This is a genomic window from Pedobacter sp. ok626 (assembly GCF_900100435.1).
In the GTDB taxonomy this organism is placed as follows: domain Bacteria; phylum Bacteroidota; class Bacteroidia; order Sphingobacteriales; family Sphingobacteriaceae; genus Pedobacter.
In genome coordinates this window covers 58484-77754 of record NZ_FNEX01000024.1, presented here as the reverse complement: position 1 = coordinate 77754, position 19271 = coordinate 58484, and the positions used below count along the sequence as shown (strand labels likewise).

General features: G+C 40.5%; 15 protein-coding genes. 13 read left to right on the top strand and 2 right to left on the bottom strand.

The window, feature by feature from the left end:
• The first annotated feature begins 9 nt into the window (after positions 1-9).
• From BLS35_RS25515 to BLS35_RS25485, 7 genes are all read left to right on the top strand, one after another.
• Positions 10-501 (top strand): hypothetical protein, encoded by a 492-nt coding sequence (locus BLS35_RS25515; RefSeq protein WP_090786855.1) that lies wholly within the window; start codon positions 10-12, stop codon positions 499-501.
• 17 nt (positions 502-518) lie between these two features.
• Positions 519-1301, top strand: a complete 783-nt coding sequence (locus BLS35_RS25510) for an SGNH/GDSL hydrolase family protein (RefSeq protein WP_090786853.1) — start codon at positions 519-521, stop codon at positions 1299-1301.
• Positions 1301-2947 (top strand): FAD-dependent oxidoreductase, encoded by a 1647-nt coding sequence (locus tag BLS35_RS25505; RefSeq protein ID WP_090786850.1) that lies wholly within the window; start codon positions 1301-1303, stop codon positions 2945-2947. The genes BLS35_RS25510 and BLS35_RS25505 overlap by 1 nt, the downstream gene beginning before the upstream one ends.
• A gap of 370 nt (positions 2948-3317) precedes the next feature.
• Positions 3318-5861 carry an ATP-dependent Clp protease ATP-binding subunit gene (locus BLS35_RS25500; protein WP_090786847.1) on the top strand — a complete coding sequence of 848 codons (2544 nt, stop codon included), beginning with the start codon at positions 3318-3320 and terminating at the stop codon, positions 5859-5861.
• Between the two features lie 212 nt (positions 5862-6073).
• On the top strand, positions 6074-7039 hold the full coding sequence (locus tag BLS35_RS25495) for a formylglycine-generating enzyme family protein (RefSeq protein ID WP_090786844.1): 966 nt from the start codon (positions 6074-6076) through the stop codon (positions 7037-7039).
• A gap of 42 nt (positions 7040-7081) precedes the next feature.
• Positions 7082-8401: a Gfo/Idh/MocA family protein gene (locus BLS35_RS25490; protein WP_090786841.1), complete on the top strand. Its 1320-nt coding sequence runs from the start codon at positions 7082-7084 to the stop codon at positions 8399-8401.
• 1 nt (position 8402) lies between these two features.
• The gene (locus tag BLS35_RS25485) at positions 8403-9407 is read left to right on the top strand and encodes an FAD:protein FMN transferase (protein WP_165973427.1); all 1005 of its coding nucleotides are present in this window, start codon (positions 8403-8405) and stop codon (positions 9405-9407) included.
• Here the strand turns inward: BLS35_RS25485 and BLS35_RS25480 are convergent.
• A complete protein-coding gene (locus BLS35_RS25480) occupies positions 9382-10455 on the bottom strand; it encodes a PA0069 family radical SAM protein (protein ID WP_090786839.1) in 1074 nt (357 codons plus the stop codon). The genes BLS35_RS25485 and BLS35_RS25480 overlap by 26 nt on opposite strands.
• Before the next feature lie 47 nt (positions 10456-10502).
• A complete protein-coding gene (locus tag BLS35_RS25475) occupies positions 10503-11738 on the bottom strand; it encodes a carboxypeptidase-like regulatory domain-containing protein (RefSeq protein WP_090786836.1) in 1236 nt (411 codons plus the stop codon).
• Between the two features lie 89 nt (positions 11739-11827).
• On the opposite strand from BLS35_RS25475, the gene BLS35_RS25470 reads away from it, so the two are divergent.
• The 6 genes from BLS35_RS25470 to BLS35_RS25445 all read left to right on the top strand — a co-directional run bounded on the left by BLS35_RS25470 (position 11828) and on the right by BLS35_RS25445 (position 19263).
• Positions 11828-12622, top strand: a complete 795-nt coding sequence (locus BLS35_RS25470; protein WP_090786833.1) for a helix-turn-helix domain-containing protein — start codon at positions 11828-11830, stop codon at positions 12620-12622.
• 73 nt (positions 12623-12695) lie between these two features.
• Positions 12696-13418, top strand: a complete 723-nt coding sequence (locus tag BLS35_RS25465; RefSeq protein WP_090786830.1) for a LytR/AlgR family response regulator transcription factor — start codon at positions 12696-12698, stop codon at positions 13416-13418.
• A gap of 6 nt (positions 13419-13424) precedes the next feature.
• Positions 13425-15560: a tetratricopeptide repeat-containing sensor histidine kinase gene (locus BLS35_RS25460; protein WP_090786827.1), complete on the top strand. Its 2136-nt coding sequence runs from the start codon at positions 13425-13427 to the stop codon at positions 15558-15560.
• Positions 15561-15667: 107 nt separating this feature from the next.
• Positions 15668-16162 (top strand): T9SS type A sorting domain-containing protein, encoded by a 495-nt coding sequence (locus BLS35_RS25455; RefSeq protein WP_090786824.1) that lies wholly within the window; start codon positions 15668-15670, stop codon positions 16160-16162.
• Between the two features lie 37 nt (positions 16163-16199).
• A complete protein-coding gene (porV, locus tag BLS35_RS25450; RefSeq protein ID WP_090786821.1) occupies positions 16200-17339 on the top strand; it encodes a type IX secretion system outer membrane channel protein PorV in 1140 nt (379 codons plus the stop codon).
• 1 nt (position 17340) lies between these two features.
• Positions 17341-19263: a complement C1q domain-containing protein gene (locus BLS35_RS25445; RefSeq protein ID WP_090786818.1), complete on the top strand. Its 1923-nt coding sequence runs from the start codon at positions 17341-17343 to the stop codon at positions 19261-19263.
• Positions 19264-19271 lie beyond the last annotated feature (8 nt).

The window sequence follows — 19271 nt, the reverse complement described above, 5'->3', positions numbered from 1 at the left end:
ATGGAAATTATGAAAACTTTAATAGTTAATAAAATAAGCTTAATCGTTTTATTATTTGGAATTGCAATTGTGGGATGTAAGAAAGATGAAAAGAATTATCCGGACATTCCAAATGCAGTATACATTGTAGCAAAAGTAAATACAGGACCTTATCCGGGGGCTGTAACCGCAGTAGGCAACACTGCAAGCGGAGCACCTAGCATACCGGTTGCCGGAGCCAGAGTTTACGTAAATACGCCGAAGGATTATGATGTAGTGGTAAATTTTACTATATCAGGAACAGCTGTGGTTGATGTAAACTATACAATGCCAACATACAGCAGTGTGACGATTCCCGCGGGCCAATACACTGCTGAGATTCTCATTCCTATTAAGAATGTTCCGGTGACGGTGAATAAAACAGTTATTATTACCTTGACATCCGCAAGTAACAATGTAGAGTTGGGCCTTGGATCAGTTAAAGCATACAAAAACTTTACTTACACCATAACTAAACCATAAATTTCAATTCGCAAATAATGAATTATATCAACAGAAGACAAACTGTTAAGTATGTTTTTAGTGCAATTGCCGGAACTGCTTTGATGAATAGTCTGCTGCGCAATGCGTCTTTTGCGCACACTGCTGGTTCTCCTTTTCCTTTTAAGGGAAATGGAGAACCGGCGATTTTTGACATCATTAATTCTGGTGTCGGGGGAAACAATACAGTGGATATGCTGAAACGTATGGAGAAGGATTGTCTGATCCATAAGCCAAAACTAACCATATTGATGGTTGGTACCAATGATATGAACAGTGTAAAGCACGTACCCTTGCCGGAATATGAACAAAATCTTAAAGAGATGGTGAACCGAATTAAAGCAACGAAAAGCAAGGTGTTGCTGATGACCATACTTCCTTGTTATGAGCCCGATCTGCTAACCCGTCACTCCGAAGCATTTTATGAACCCGAGGGGGTGTCCGGAAGAAGAAAGCAAATCAACGATGTCGTAAGAAAAATAGCTGCGGAGTATAAAACCTATTTGCTGGATCTGGAACATCGCTTTGCGGCAATTGGCAAAATAGGCACGGACAAGGATTCTTTAATTCAGAATCTTGCCAATACCAACAAGCGGGATGGGATCCACCCCACAGCAAACGGATATCGGTTTATTGGTTTAACAGTCTATGATTTCATAACTGACCATAAATTGCCGGCTTCGGGCATCGTATGTTTTGGTGACAGCATCACGAAAGGGGATGGGTCTATTGATAAAGACAGTTATCCTGGTTTTTTAAGTAAATTGTTAAAGATTAAGTAATGAGAAATAAATTCGCAATTCTGATTTTGTCTGTTACCCTTCTGGCCAATACAGTCTGGGCTCAAAAGAAAACTTATAATGCCGACATCATCATTTATGGAGGTACATCTGCCGCGATAACAGCTGGCGTACAGGCTGCAAAATTAGGCAAATCGGTGATTATCGTTTCTCCCGATATACACCTTGGTGGCCTTTCTTCGGGCGGACTCGGCTTTACGGATACCGGAGATAAGGAGGTGATTGGCGGATTGGCAAGGGAATTTTATCACCGTGTGTATATGTATTACCATACCGATACTGCCTGGAAATGGCAGAAAAAGGAAGAATACGGTAATAAAGGTCAGGGTACACCAGCAATAGACGGCACCGACAGAACCATGTGGATATTTGAACCTCATGTGGCAGAAAAGGTGATGGAAGATTTTGTGAAGGAAAACAAGCTCAATGTTTACCGTAATGAATGGTTAGACAGGGAAAAGGGTGTCAATAAAGTGAATGGAAAGATCATATCTATGACTACGTTGAGTGGTAAGAAGTTTTATGGTAAGGTGTTTATCGATGCAACCTATGAGGGTGACCTGATGGCTGCGGCCAAAGTAAGCTACCATGTAGGCCGCGAAGCCAATAGTGTGTACGGAGAAAGTTGGAATGGCATCCAGACGGAGGTTTTTCAGCATCACCATCATTTTGCAAAACAGATTGACCCTTACAAAGTGCCGGGGGATAAATCGAGTGGCTTGCTTGCCGGAATTTCTAAGGAGGATCCAGGGGTAAAAGGCGAGGGTGACAATAAATTGCAGGCTTATTGTTTCAGGATGTGTTTAACCGATCATCCGGAGAATCGAGTTGCCTTTCCAAAACCTGACCGCTATAACCCTGCAGACTATGAGCTGTTGGCCAGGGTATTTCAAAGCGGTTGGAATGAACTGTTTAATAAGTTTGATGCCGTTCCAAACAGGAAGACTGACACGAATAACCACGGTCCTTTTAGTACAGATTATATTGGTATGAATTACGCTTACCCTGAGGCTACTTATAAGGAACGCCGAAAGATCATCAAGGATCATGAAAATTATCAGAAGGGGTTATTATATTTCATGGCAACAGATTCACGCATACCGAAGAACTTACAGGATAAACTGAATACCTGGGGATTGGCAAAAGACGAGTTCAAAGATAACGGTAATTGGCCACATCAACTGTACATTAGGGAGGCCCGGAGGATGGTGAGTGCCTATGTGATGACAGAACACGAAGTGCTGGGAAACAGGGAAGCACCTAATCCGATTGGAATGGGGTCTTATGCATTGGATTCGCACAATGCACAGCGATATGTTACTCAGGCAGGTTTTATCCAGAATGAAGGTGATATTGGTGTTAAAGCACCTAAGCCATATAGTATTGCTTATGACGCGATAGTTCCAAAGGAAAAGGAGTGCACCAACCTGATGGTGCCTGTATGTTTGTCAATCTCTCATATCGCTTTCGGATCGGTAAGGATGGAGCCTGTATTTATGATTTTAGGTGAATCTGCGGCAACCGCTGCGGTACTGGCCATAGATGGTGGTTTAAATGTGCAGAAAGTACCTTATGGACAATTAGAAAAATTGCTGTTGAATCAAAAGCAACGACTTCGTGCAAAATAATTAGATATTTATTTGGTAGTTTTATAAGAGATATACGAAGGAATCTGCCATTTTGCTAGATAAATTATTTTTGTTGAGCATTTTTGACAGGGAGGAGGAAAGAGAGATAATGATTACAATTTGTGGACAATCCAGTTTTTTAGACCTTTATAATTTGTTTAATTCGGCTCCTGAGGCTTCTTAACTTTATCTATTTAATGAGGCTTGCCGCGAATTAAGTCAGAACTTGGTAAGTTTTATGCAATAACGGCAGTTACAACATCTATTTTAGTCGCTATGGCGTAATTGTTGATAAATTAAAAAAAATACGGGTGCTCATTTGTAAAACAAATTTTATAGTTTAGAGCATTCCCGAATTAGAAAGGTATATATGGAAGCTAAATTTTCACCACAAGTCAAAGATGTGATCTCCTTTAGCAGGGAAGAAGCCCTGAGATTAGGTCACGATTACATAGGGGCTGAGCACCTGTTGTTAGGCCTTATTCGCGAAGGCGATGGTATGGCTATTAAAATATTAAAATCACTCGGTGTTGATACTTCAAAACTTCGTCGTTCAATAGAGGATTCAGTTAGAGGTACGTCGAGTGTTACGGTTAATCTGGGAAATATTCCTTTAACCAAACAAGCAGAAAAGGTATTAAAGATCACTTATCTGGAAGCAAAGATCTTCAAAAGCGATTTGATAGGTACGGAGCATTTATTGCTTTCTATCCTGCGCGATGACGATAACATTGCTTCACAGATTTTACTACAGTTTAACATCAATTACGAGATATTTAAACAGGAGGTTGAAGTGAATAAAAACGGCTTTAGAGACGAAACGCAGAATAGTGCATCAACCGGTGGTGATGACGATTATCGCGAAGAAGAAGCATTTAGTAGCCCTAAAAAGGTTTCTGATATTAAATCTAAAACTCCGGTTTTAGATAACTTTGGAAGAGATTTGACCAAAGCTGCTGAAGAAGGTCGCTTGGACCCAATTGTTGGACGTGAGAAAGAGATTGAGCGCGTGTCGCAGATTTTATCACGTCGTAAAAAAAATAACCCTATTCTGATTGGTGAGCCGGGTGTTGGTAAATCTGCAATTGCAGAAGGATTGGCATTACGCATTGTTCAACGTAAGGTTTCGAGGGTATTGTTTAACAAACGTGTGGTAACTTTAGACCTGGCATCGTTGGTGGCTGGTACTAAATACCGTGGACAGTTTGAAGAACGTATGAAAGCCGTGATGAACGAGCTGGAAAAATCTACGGATGTGATTCTGTTTATTGATGAGATTCATACCATTGTAGGCGCCGGTGGTGCTTCGGGTTCTTTGGATGCATCGAATATGTTTAAACCTGCTTTGGCAAGGGGAGAAATACAATGCATCGGGGCAACAACATTGGATGAATACCGTCAGTACATTGAAAAAGATGGTGCATTAGACCGTCGTTTCCAAAAGGTAATGATCGAGCCAGCATCTCCTGACGAAACGATCGAGATCTTGAATCGTATTAAAGAGAAATATGAAGAGCACCACGGTGTAACTTATACTGATGAAGCGATCCACGCTTGTGTGGCTTTAACTTCGAGGTATATTACGGATAGATTCTTGCCAGATAAAGCTATTGATGCTTTGGATGAGGCTGGATCGAGGGTTCATTTAACAAACATTCATGTTCCTGACAACATCATTACGATCGAGAATAAAATCGAGGAAATTAAGGTAGAGAAAAATAAGGTTGTAAAAAGCCAGAAATATGAGGAAGCTGCAAAATTAAGAGATACTGAAAAGAATCTTTTAGAAGAGCTTGATCGTGCAAAAGCGGAATGGGAAGCTGAAACCAAAACAAAACGTTATACCGTTACAGAAGATAATGTTGCTGAGGTAGTTTCGATGATGACCGGCATTCCTTTGCAACGTGTTGGACAAACAGACAGTGCAAAACTGTTAAATATGTACGATACGGTTGCTACCAAAATTATTGGACAGGATGAGGCAATTAAGAAATTAACTAAAGCTATTCAACGCACCAGAGCCGGATTGAAAGATCCTAAGAAACCAATTGGTTCGTTTATTTTCCTTGGCCCAACTGGTGTAGGTAAAACCGAATTAGCAAAAGAGCTTGCTCGTTTTATGTTTGACAGTGATGATTCGCTGATTCAGATTGATATGAGTGAGTACATGGAGAAATTTGCGGTATCACGTTTAGTGGGCGCGCCTCCGGGATATGTAGGTTATGAAGAAGGTGGACAGCTGACTGAGAAGGTACGTAGAAAGCCTTATGCAGTAATTTTGCTGGATGAGATTGAAAAAGCACACCCTGATGTATTCAATATCTTATTGCAAGTATTGGATGAAGGACAGCTGACTGATAGTTTAGGTCGTAAGGTGGATTTTAGAAATACAATCATCATCATGACCTCTAACATTGGTGCACGTCAATTAAAAGACTTTGGACAAGGAGTCGGTTTCTCTACTTCTGCCAAAACAAATCAGGCAGATTCGCATTCAAGAGGCGTAATTGAGAACGCTTTGAAACGTGCTTTCGCTCCTGAGTTTTTAAATCGTGTGGATGATGTAGTGGTATTCAATTCATTGGGTAAAGAAGAAATCTTTAAAATCATTGACATTGAATTGAAATCATTGTTTGGTCGTGTTCACAACTTAGGTTATGAAGTGAAGTTGACTGATAAAGCCAAAGAATTTATTGCAGATAAAGGCTTTGATGCAAACTTTGGAGCAAGACCACTTAAACGTGCGATTCAGAAATATCTGGAAGATCCGATTGCAGAAGAAATCCTTAAAGGAGAAATCCATGAAGGTGATACACTGGAGATCGACTACGATAAAGAAAATGATGTTATTGTGGTAGAGAATAAAAGTCCCGGTAATAAGAAGAAGAAAAAAGAAGAAGGAAGTATAGAATAATTCCCGGGATATTATAGAGAAAACCCTGATGAGCGATAAGCTGATCGGGGTTTTTTATTTGAAGGATTTTATCCAATATTTGGCTAGATAGTGTGTTTTTTACACATTTTGATAAATTAAGCGATAATAGATTTTGGTTATTAAGATAAATGCCTCTATTTTAGATAGAAATAGTTTAGGTTAAAATATCAATAATATCAAAATCAGTCTAAATGAAATGTAAATTATCATTAGCGCTGCCCCTGATCATTGGTGTCTTTCAGGCATCAGCTCAGGAAAAGCAAGAAGCCTATACCCAACAAATCAACGGCACAAAGCTGAGCTTCGAAATGAAAGCTATTCCCGCTGGCGAGTTTTTGATGGGAAGCAAGAAAGGTAAATCTGATGAGCAGCCTGTTCATTCTGTTAAGCTAGATCCTTTTTGGATGGGGGCTGTCGAAGTTACCTGGGATATTTACGAACCTTTTTTGTATAAGGATTACGAAACTACCCAGAGTATTGGGGCAGTACCGGCCAATGTAGATGCCGTTACGCGACCAACAAAACCCTATTTGGACATGACCTTTGGTATGGGAAAGGAGAATCACCCAGCGCTTGCCATGACTCATTATAATGCCATCCAATTTTGCAAATGGTTATATGCCAGGACTGGCGTGTTTTATCGTTTGCCAACGGAAGCTGAATGGGAATACGCAAGTCGTGCAGGAAGTACGACTGAGTATGCTTTTGGCGATGATCCTGCTCAATTAAGTGATTATGCCTGGTATAAGATCAATAGCGAAGAGAAAACTCATCCAGTGGGACAAAAGAAGCCTAATCAATGGGGCTTGTACGACATGTACGGCAATGTAGCTGAGTGGACTTATGATCAATATAAAGCCGATTATTATGCTACGGTGAAGGGCGATAAGGCCAATAACCCGGTTTCTGTTCCGGATAAATTATATGCAAATGTAATTCGCGGTGGATCATATGATGATCAAGCCAAAGAATTGCGTTCAGCGGCTAGAACACCTTCTGATCCGGTTTGGAAACAGCTGGATCCTCAAATTCCTAAAAGTAATTGGTGGTTTCCAGAAGCTCCATTTATTGGTATGCGACTGGTAAGACCTGTAAAAGCACCTTCAAAGGCAGATATTGACGCTTATTACAACCGGGCGCCGATTGCTGATTATTAATAAGAAAAAACTCACAAATCAAGAACCAAATATCAAACCAACATGAACAATGAAGAACTACGCGATAAACGCCGCGAATTTTTAAAAGCCTCAGCACTGGTTGCAGGCGGAATAATGTTAAACCAGTTTGCTTTTGCAGGTGGACATTCATCAACTGATGATACAATTAAAATAGCTTTAATTGGCTGTGGGGATCGAGGGACTGGTGCTGCTTTTCAAGCTTTAAGTACTAAGCAAAATTTGAAGCTGGTAGCCATGGCTGATGCTTTTGAAGACCGACTAAACAGTAGTTATCAGAAGCTTTCGGAAAGGTTTAAAGACAAGGTTGACGTGCCTCAGGACCGCCGATTTGTAGGTTTTGATGGTTACGCTAAAGCAATTGCGCTTGCCGACGTGGTTTTATTGGTAACGCCACCAGGATTTAGGCCAATGCATTTTGAGGAGGCCGTAAAACAAGGGAAACATGTATTTATGGAAAAACCAGTTGCTGTTGATGCACCGGGAATTCGTAAAGTGTTGGCGGCCGCTGAATTGGCTAAACAGAAAAAATTAAATGTGGTAGTTGGTTTGCAGCGTAGGTACCAGGCGAATTATAGGGAAACCCTAAAACGCATTCAGGATGGTGCTATAGGTGATATTGTTGGTGGTCAGGTATATTGGAATAGTGGTGGTGTTTGGGTAAAAAAACGTCAGCCTAACCAAACCGAAATGGAGTACCAAATGCGCAACTGGTATTATTTTAACTGGTTGTGTGGGGATCATATTGTAGAGCAGCACGTACATAATATAGACATTGCCAACTGGGTTAAAAACGCTTATCCTGTTTCGATCCAGGGAACGGGTAGCCGCGCCTGGAGAACAGGTAAGGATTACGGGGAGATTTACGATAACCATGCGGTAGAGCTTACTTATGCCGATGGTGCAGTGATTTATAGTCAGTGTCGCCATTATGAGGGAACTGCAAACCGGGTTGATGAGACTTTCCAGGGAACTAAGGGGCGTACCTATTTATCGGCAGGTCATAACGGCATATTGTGGGATAGTAAGGGGAAGCAAATCTTTAGCCACCCGACAAAAGGTAATGCTAATCCTTATCAAACTGAGCATGATGAGTTGTTTGAGGCAATCAGCAAGGGGCAGTTTAAATTTCAGGATGCAGAACGTGCAGCGAAGAGTTGCTTTACGGCAATTGTAGGTCGGTATGCGACTTATTCGGGGCAGGTGATTAAATGGGATGATGCTTTAAAAGCGGATAACAGTTTATTCCCTGATCAATTGAGTTGGGATGCCAATCCAAAACTAATGCCTGATGCAAATGGCCTTTATCCAATCCCTACTCCAGGTAAAACAAAGGTGATTTAAATTGTTTAAGTATATTCTATTGTTATTTCCCCTGCTGATCTCTTTCTTGCTTAAGGAAAAAGATCAGCAGGAATTTACCATTCGTGGGTACGCGCAGGGGACAGATTATACTGTTAAATATTTTGCCCGGGATAGTGTGGTGACCAAGCGGTCGGTAGATAGTATCTTAAGTGTAATAGATTCTTCTATGTCACTTTATAAACCATATTCATTGATCAATAAATTCAATGAATCTAGTGAAGGATTTGATTTGGATTCTCACTTTGCTGAGGTAATGCGGAAGTCTTTCGTTGTTTATAAGGATACCAAAGGTATGTTTGATGTAACTGTAGCGCCTTTGGTACAAGCCTGGGGCTTTGGCCCTAAGCCTATAGCTAAGTTTCCGGATAGCACGGAGGTGAAACAATTGCTAAATTGCATAGGGATGCATAACCTCAGTTTAAAAGGTAATTATCTTAAAAAAAGCAAAGCTTGTATAAAAATCGATCTCAATGGGATAGCTCAGGGCTATAGTGTTGATGTAGTTGCTGATTATTTAAAAAAGAAAGGCATCAGGTCTTTTGTGGTCGAAATAGGTGGAGAACTTAGGATAAAGGGGCCTAAGCCTGATGGCTCGGCGATGCGTATTGGCATTGAAGGTCCGGCAGCATCAGCAAATGCAGAACCCGTGATCAGGCATGTCGTTAACATCAACAATGGTGCAATCACAACTGCTGGCAATTACAGGAAGTATTTGCAAAAAGGGAAGAAGAAAATTGCGCATCTGATTGATCCAAAAACAGGTTATCCCTTGGACAATGCATTAATCAGCGTGACCGTTTATGCTAAAGATGCGGTTACAGCCGATGGTTATGATAGTCCTTTAATGGCTATGAGTGTTCATGAAGCACTTGATTTTGTAGCCTCAAAAAAGGGGATGGAAGCCTATATCATTTATCATAAACGTGATGGGAGTGTAGCGGATACTTTAACAAAGGGTTTTAAAAAAATGATAGTTGGACTTTAGGCACTTTGAAAAGACTGGAGTCTAGTTTTATCTTTTGCTCATTGAGATGGTTTAAGCGGCAATGCAATTTAAAATTGTCTTTGATGAGCTTGGCAATGTTACCATCGCCTCTCATTCTGTCGCCAAATCTGCTATCGTTCACATTTCCGCCATGGCAAGATTGGATCATGTGCCATACTTTTTCAAAGCGGTCAGGGTAGTTTTTACGCAACCAGTCTTCAAATATTCCACCAATTGCACCATTTAGTCTCACTACGGTATAACCTGCCGCTATGGCGCCGCAATTGGCAATGGTTTTTAAAATAGCGGGGATTTCGTGATCACTTAGGCCCGGGACCAATGGAGCAACCATTACACCCATTGGGATCCCAGCGGTACTTAATTGTTCGACAATCTTTAAACGTTGTTTTGCTGTGGTGGTGCGCGGCTCCATTTTCTGGCGCAGTTGCTCGTTTAAACTATTAATGGAAACGTATACCATGCAAAGGTTCTGTTTAGCTAGCTCAGTCAGCAGATCTATATCTCTTAATATCAAAGCATTTTTGGTAATCATTCCAATGGGTTGTTTGTATTCCAGTGCGATTTCCAGCAATTGTCTGGTGATCTTGAACTTTCGCTCTGCAGGCTGGTAGCAATCTGTATTGCCAGATAGGGAAATGACGGATGCATCCCAGGCTTTGCGTTCAAGGAATTTTCTAAATAAAGCTGGTGCATCTGTTTTTACAATGATCTTGCGCTCAAAATCGAGTCCGGCACTAAAGCCCCAATATTCATGAGCATTGCGCGCATAGCAATAGGTGCAGCCATGTTCGCAACCCTGATAGGGATTTAAAGAATAGTCCATGCCCACATCTGGGCTGTCTACTTTGTTGACGATGGATTTAGATTTTCCGAGAATAAAAGTAGTCTTATGGTCTTCCTCCTCCCAATCGTCAATCCCCTCATCATGCTCTTTTACATAATCGTTTTTGGCGAAACGGTTGTGCGGATTAAATTGGGCACCGCGCCCTTTAACATAACTATCTGGTTTTTCCTTGTCTAAATTCATTAGTTAAAATTACTAATAATATTAGTAATTTGCAAGATGGGATGTTTTTACCTTTTTACCTGAGGAATATAATCCATTGGAACCATATCGGCTACTTTCTCATACGCCCAAAAGCCTTGGTACAACATCGCTCTGGAATCGTATATACCACCATTTTCATAAAAACGTACCTGTCCTTGGGTTAAGTTCGCTACAGATATCTCATAATCAGGTACATCAAGTGGGCGGAAAATCCAGAAGCCTGTTTTTGAATAAGCTAATGATTCTCTTTCTCGAGTATAGCTTATAGCCAATGCGCCTGTGCCGTCTAATAATTTTAGGTTCTTGTTGTAAGTATAGACCAGATTGTCTGGTGATATCTCTTTACGGTCCAGGCAGTCAATAAATTTAGGCATATCCTGCTGCTTTAACCAAAAGGAAATCATAGCTGTATCTCTGGGTGGGGTACTTTTGCTGATAATGGAGAATTTTCCCGGTGTTTTCAGCCACACTAGATTTTTAAAAATGATGCTATCCGGGTAGCGATAAGGATTAGGAATTTTAATCATCTTGTTGATGATAAATCCTTCTTCTTTACCTTTTCCCTGGTAAAGAGATCTGAAAAAGTGTTGCGATGAGCCATAATAGGCTGTTTCACGCTTATCGATATACTTTTTCATCTTCGAGCCAGAAGCCTTTAATTCTTCAAAAAAAGGATGTCCTGAGAAATAGATGATCCGAGTTCTTGAGTTATACTCAAAATAATCAAGCATATATTTTAGACGATATCCCAACGCTTTATTTTCTACAATTAGAAAATCAGACGATTTGATACTGAGAAGGCTTTTGGTCACATCATAATCAATATCTAATACCTGAGGGTTTAATATTTTACATTGTGTGGCATTGGGAGTTGTGCCTATAAAGTACTCTTTAAATTGCTTGAGGTATTTGGCTCTATTTGGATCGGCATGTATCACCACTTCACTTAAAGTGGTGGTACTTTCCTTTAAAACCAATTCAACCTGAACCGATTTGTCGGATATGATGACACTTTTTGAAAAGGGGAGATAACCCACCATTTGCACCAAAAGATCGTAATTGCCGGGCTTGAGGTTACTGATTCTAAATTTACCCTCACTATCCGCCACAGTGGATACCTTATAGCCACTTAAATAGACACCGGCACCCGGTAATGATTCTTTTTGATCCCTAACTGTCCCAGTTATTGAGAACGAAGTTTGAGCACAGGTGCAATGTCCTGTAAACCAGATAAGCATCGTTATAATCAAAGACTTCATCATGAATGCGAATGTAGTAAAAAGAACAAAAAGGATAGGAGAATATTTGGTTAGAAAGTTATATTTGATATAGTCAATTTTCGTATTTTTTTATGGAAGACCTAGCGAACATGGGTATATTCACCCCACACCAGGCACTTCAACCCTATGTGCAGAGTTATTGTTATATGGGGCCAGGAGTGATAAAGGATCATTTCAGTGCGCTGAGTATTTATCCTGTTGATTATACGCAGATGTCATTTGTCCTAGACGAATATCATGAGTTCCGCGAAATCGGGATTGAAGAGATCTCCAGCTACCCGCTTTGTTTTGTTGGGTTGCTTGACCAAGGTAGATCTTTTGACCGTTTTCCTAAGAGTGTTGTCCAGGTGCTATTTAAACCATACGGTGCTTTTAAGCTTTTTGGGATTCCACAACGGTACCTATGCAATCAGGGCACAGACATGCGACTGCTGTTTCCGGAAGCGTCAAGCTTAGCAGAACAGCTCAGGGCAGCTGCCCATTCACCAGTTGAGGCGATCGTGCTTTTGGAGAAATGGCTCTTAAATCGGTTACCTTTGACTGCAAAAGTCAATGTAGATGTGGTTGCCTACGCCTGTCAACAAATTCAAGACAGCAAAGGGGTGGTAAGGATTGATGAGCTTTCAAGAAGTATGCGCATCTCAACGACTACACTTGGTGATCAATTTCGTGAAAAAATAGGCCTCAGCCCAAAAACTTTTAGCCGGATTGTACGCTTTAATGATATCAATAATTTTATAAGCAGAAATCAGAATGTTAGCTGGCAGGAGTTGGTTTATAAATTCGGTTTCTTTGATCAGAATCATTTTATTAAAGAATTTAAACGGTTTTACGGATGTACTCCTTCTGAATGGCACAGAAGATAAATGGCCTGGGACACTAATTTGAAAACCGTCGATTTTTACTATGCACGGGTAGGTAGACCGTGTACCTTCGAACATGAAACATTTCATGACAAATACTTTGAGCTGTATTATTGTTGAGGACAATTATTTAGACAGGATAGCCGTTGAAGCAGAGGTGATGAATTTTAGTCACTTAAAGTTATTAGGAAGTTTTGGTAATGCCGTGGAAGCGATGGAAAGTATCAACACACTGCAACCTGATATCATATTCCTTGATATAGATTTACCGGATATAACAGGTTTGCAGTTGTTTAATAAAATTGGGAGTTATTCCCCCATTTGTGTGATTATAACCTCTTATCCAGACTATGCCAGCCAGTGTTTCGAATTAAGGATTTTTGATTACATTTTAAAACCCCTTGAAAGCCATAGGTTCAACAGCACCGTACAGCGGATCGATGACTTTATCCGGCTTAAGCAAAAGGCAAACGCCTATGATATACTCTTTAAACAAGAAGAAGTTATTTTTAAAGTAGGGCTGTCAACCGTAAAGCTAAACTGTATCGAGATCTTATACCTTGAAGCTTTTGGTGATTACACAAAGATTGTAACGGAAAATAAAGTGTATCTAACACTAGCTACATTATCAAATTTTTTAGAGTCACTACCAGTGGGTAAATTTATGCGTATCCATAGGAGTTATGTTATTGCTGTAGGTAAAGTGAGAAGTCTCAATGTTAAAAATATTGACATAGGAACCAGTGTATTGCCAATAGGTAAAACTTACCTGAAAGAAGCCAAACAAACCTTTAAATAAAATCACATGCATCTAAAAACGTTACCAATTTGCCTGCTGTTATGGTCGATGCTCTCAAATATGTTTTTCTGTAGCACCTCTTATGCCCAACAGGATCGGTACGACCAATTGCTGAAGGAGAAAAAGAAAATTTGCGAAACTACTATGGCTACATTCTCTGGTAAACCCGAAAGTTTAGATTTGTTAATTAACACGGGGAGTGCCGGGCTTAAATTAACGCGGCCTGATGATCATGGCTACAAATTTCTTTTTAATCAGGCGATTGGCAATGGGTTTTATTACAAGCAGGATTTTAAACAGGCGAAAGACCATTTTGAACAAGCCTATTCTGAGGCCCTAAAAGCAGGTTTGTTAGAGAAAAGCCTGAAATCGTTGGGTAACCTTATTGCTATTTATCATTATCTGGGGATGCAAGGCAAAGCAGATGATGCTGCCCAAAAATTAAAGCTGCTTGCAGAAGCAACAGATACCTTAAAAAATAAAAGTGACATCTATTATAATCTGGGCCTGTATAACCAGCAGCAAAAGTTTTACTACGGCATTGCATTGAGTTATTTTTTAAAAAGTGCAGCCCTGCACAAACACATTGCCGACACGGTGAAAGCTGTAAAAAGTAAATTAGATTATGGTGTTAAACTGATGATGGTATCAGAAATTTATATTTACTTAAAGCAACCGCATAAAGCCCTGCAATATTTAAATGAGGTAAATCCATACCTCGGACAATCTATTATTTTTGATATAACAGCTTACGGTAAATTTATCAGGGCTGCTGTGCTTTTAAATGATAGAAAAGTAGCGTTAAAGTATTATAATCTTTTGTATAGTGTAAGTGGTAAAGTGCACGGTAAGTGGTCGGAACTCGTCTCTTCAAGTTTGGAGATTGCTGCGTTGGCCTTAAAGGATAAAGACTATCCTTTGGCCAAATCTTATATAGATAGGGCTGATCAGCAGGCGAAATTGGATAGTAATGAAATGTTAACCTCGGCGGTTAATCTTTCTTATGGTGATTACTATAAAAGTATTGGTAACTATTTACTTGCGGTTAAATATTACAAAGCTTCGGAACATGGTACTGCGATTTATGATAAGGAACGATATGTGGATTTGTTAAAGTCGTTAACAGCCGTAACGATCATGTTGGGAGGTAAAGCAGGTGCGCAAAACTACTTCAGTAAATATGTAACAGTTTCTGATTCACTTAACCAGGAAAAGGTCTCTTTGAATCTGGCTGAAATGGAAGCCCGGTTTCAGAATGAATATAAGCAGCAAAAAATTGGCTTGTTAAATAAAGAAAATGAAGCCAAAAACATGGAGTTATTGCAGGAAAGAAATGCCCGCTGGTTATTAATCGGAGGGGCACTGTTGTTGCTGGTGGCACTGGTCTTAATTTATGTAAACTATAGAAGCAAGCAAAAGGCCAATTTGTTGTTGGATAAAAAGAACAAACAGTTGGATGTGATTAACGAGGAGCTGTTTGTTGCCAATCAAACCAAAGCTAAACTATTTGGAATCATTTCGCATGATCTGCGTAGTCCCGTTAGTCAGTTGTTTACTTTCTTGAAATTACAGCAAACTAAACCTGGCTTTGTTAATGAAGAAAGTGAAAAGGTGCACCAAAAGGGCCTGATGCAATCTTCATCCAATTTGCTGGCAACAATGGAGGATCTCCTCTTATGGTCTAAAAGCCAAATGGATCATTTTGAACTTGACAATGAAGAGGTCGACGTAGAACATTTGCTGATGGAGGTGTTGAAACTATTACGGGACCAGGCTGAGGGTAAAAAAATGAAACTGGAAATAGGAAAGCTTGATTATCAGTTTGTAAATAGTGATTATAACCTGTTGTTTACCATCTTGCGTAACCTATTGCAAAATGCAGTGAACCATTCTTTTTCAGAAACGGTTATATCGATCCATGCGAACATCAATGCGGAAAAGCAACAATATATTTCAATTTTAAATCATGGTGAAATTATTCCGGCCGAAAGAATCAAAGAATTGATCAATGATGTTCACGTGAATAGTAAATCATCCGGCTACGGCTTGTTGATTGTAAAAGAATTAACCGGAATGATCGGCGCTAAGCTAAATATTTTTAGTACCAAGGAGGGGACGACTACACAAGTGGTTTTTTCCTGATTGTAATTTTCCTCTATCGAGTATTTCGATACGTTTACCGATTAAATGATGGGAGTGTTTAAGGTCTTGATTAACTTCATCTTATCAAGATTACAATCAATCTCTCTATGAAACCAAACCTTCTACTACTCATTTTTACGCTACTCTTTCTATGCTATAAAAGCAATGCTCAGGCTGTCTTAAACCGAAGTGTCGTTGGCAGTACTGGCGGTAGTATCCAAACAGGTAATACTTTAATACAGTATACCCTTGGCGAGGTCGCCATTTTAACGCAGCAAAGCAACGACCTGATGCTTACGCAAGGTTTTCAACAGCCAGAATCTGCTATTCCTACCACCGAAACACTGGTGATAAAAGATATGATCGTTTATCCAAACCCGGCGACTACCAGAACTAAAGTGGAGTTTGATCTGCTGGCCAATGCAAAAGTAATGATCAACCTGGTGGATAATGCCGGAAGGATGGTCTATTCCTATTCGCTAAGCGCAATTGCCGGGAAAATAGAACACATTATTTCACTTAATGGTCTGGCTCCGGGAGTATATCATGTAGTGATGTATGTGAATTATAAAGTGTATTCGGAAAAACTGGTTATACACTAAGCTGCACATCTGCCTTTATCCTTATTAAAATATGCTTATGAAACCGCTGATTAAAATCATAGTTTTTATACTCTTGAGTATAAATCTACGCAGTATCGCGCAGGAACAATACCATTACAGCCCGGTAACCACTGGGGCTTCATTTTTACTCATTAGTCCGGATGCCCGCACTACTGGAGTGGCAGAAGCTGCAACCGGTTTAACGCCAGATGCCAATGCCTCATTTATCAATGCTGCAAAATTGTCTTTTGCCAGCAAAACGGGGATAAGTGTTTCTTATGTACCCTGGCTTCGGCAGTTGGGGAAAGACCTTAATCTGGGCTACCTAAGTGCACATCATCAATTCGGTGACAGGGAGACCATAGGGTTGAGCTTAAAATACCTGGATCTGGGTAGTATCAACTTCCGGGACGAGACTGGGATGCTTTTACAGCAATATCAGGCCAGTGAATATGCTGTGAGTGGCATTTACTCCAGAAAGTTTGGAGATGGATTAGCGTTGGCCCTTTCGGGAAGATATATCCACAGTGATCTGGGTAGTGGAACATTTAACGGGTCAGAAGTGAAAAGTGTAAATGCCCTTGCCGCCGATGTAAGTATTTATGCTGAGCAAAGCTTAAGTAATTCCAGATATGCCTGGGGGGTATGCCTGAGTAATATAGGAACAAAGTTGAATTATACATCAGAAACAGACCGGGGAGCTTTTTTACCCATGAACTTGCGGATTGGTGGTGGTTATACTTTATTTATGAATGGTACAAGCAGCATCACCCTTTTGTTCGATGTTAATAAGCTGATGGTACCAACTACACCCATATACAAAAGGGATGAAAATGGCATACCTACCAGTGTGATTGAAAAGGGTAAAGACCCCAACAGAAGCGTACCCTCAGCTTTATTTACTTCCTTGTTTGATGCTCCCGGAGGTTTTAAAGAAGAACTGGCGGAATTTACTGTTGCCGGTGGATTTGAGCTTGCTTTTCAGGACCAATTATTTTTGAGGAGTGGATTTTTCTATGAAAATCCTGAAAAAGGGAACAGGCAGCATTTTGCTGTGGGGGCAGGGTTAAAGGTGAATCCTTTTCAATTTGATGTCAGTTTCATCGCACCTACTGCAGAACGGTATGTGCTTAAAAATGGGTTGAAATTTACAATAAGCTACGCTTTAAATAAGTAACATGAAAAAAATATTTATATTCTTCGTCATCATAATGCTAGGCATTATTGCTGTGAAAGCACAAACTGGGCTAAATGGTGTCAATTATCAAGCTGTGGCGCGCAATACAAACGGAACTGTGCTGGCCAATCAGCCTATAAGTGTAAAGATTTCTATTATTGGAGGCGCTGCAAGTGGGGTCGTGCAATATCAGGAAAGCCATAACCTAAACACAAATCAGCTGGGTCTATTTACTTTACAAATAGGAAAAGGAACACCAAATGTTGGAACATTCGCGGCTGTGCCTTGGCAAAATACCAATCAGTATCTAAAAGTAGAACTGGCTATTGGTGGAGGTAGTTTTTCTGACTTGGGTACAACACAATTGATGAGTGTACCCTATGCGTTGTTTGCTGCTAGTGGTAATCCCGGCCCACAGGGGCTGCAGGGTTTGCAGGGAATTCCGGGGCCTGTTGGCCCGCAGGGACTTAAGGGGGATCCTGGTGATATTAATGCATCAGCAGCTGCTGGAGATTTGACTGGTACTTATCCCAATTTAAAGGTAGTTGGTCTACAAGGAAAACCTATTGCTGTTACTGTTCCGACTCCAAATCAAGTGTTGAAGTTTGCAGGCGCAAACTGGATACCCGCCGCAGATGGTTTAACCTTGCCCTACAGTTCATCTTATTTAGTGACCAATGGGGCTGCTTTCGGTATTTCAAATACTGGTACTTCAAATTCGGTAGCCGCTTTTACCAATACGGATGCAGCAAACGAAACAGCCGCCTTAGTAGTTTCCAGTGCTTCAACGAGCGGAGGAATAGCGATTTCGGCCAAAATAGTGGGTAATTCAGATGGACTTGAAGCATCTGCTGTATCTGGAGAGGCTAAGGGTACTGGAGATCAGGCTGCAGGGATTAGGGGGCGTGCCATCAATGGCTATGGCGTTGCCGGAATTGCAAGTGGTAAAGGTAATGGTGTGTATGGGAGTTCCATTACAGAGGAGGGGACTGGCGGTTCGTTTTTCGCATTGGCAGACAAAGGAAGAGCTTTGTATACCTATGGGAAAATAAGATTTGATAAGATTGGTGCAAAGTTGGGGAGGGTGCTTACCAGTGATGCTGATGGTAATGCCACCTGGCAGGATAATAATGGTTTTGTATTGCCTTATACGGGGACTTTGGCTGATCCCAAATCGCTTTTGAGTTTGAAAAATAATGGTGCAGGAAATGCCATACTTGCCGAAAGTACAAATGGTGCTGCAATCGTGGCTAAAAGTGTGCTTGGTACGGGGCTCGAAGTAGAGGGTAGTAATATTGCCATAAGTGCTAAGACTAGTTTTGGAATTGCCGGGAGTTTTAAAACTTCCATAGGTGTTGCGCTAAAAACGGATGGTGGATTACAATTTACAAATACAGGTAGTCAGGGTTCAACCGATGGAAAAGTACTTACAAGTGATGAAAATGGGAATGCAACCTGGCAAGGGGTACATCGAGGTGTACAGGCAAAAATAAAAGGCGGGAGAGGTGGTAGCCTGGTGTTGCCAAATGGGGTTACTACAGTTTTTAACAAATGGCTAATTGAGGATTACAATAACTATGATAATTATGATGATCCTGATAAATACGGGGCATTTAAAGACAGTGATGGCTCGTATACAGTTCCAATAAATGGAATTTACCAGATCAATGCAAAACTAATTTTGCCGGCATATACCAATGCCTGTAGCTTAAGCATTCAGATTTTTGTGAATGGCAGTGTAGGGGAGTACGTTTTTACTACGGCTGGAAATAATCCCAATACACTTCTGATTAGCGAATCGCTTAGGTTAAACCGAGGTGATAAAATACAAATTGCGCTATATCAAAATTCTGGATCGGCTACGACTCTGCCATTTGACAATAGCACCGGATCAAATAGCTTCTCTATTGCATTAACAAACTAACCGTAAAC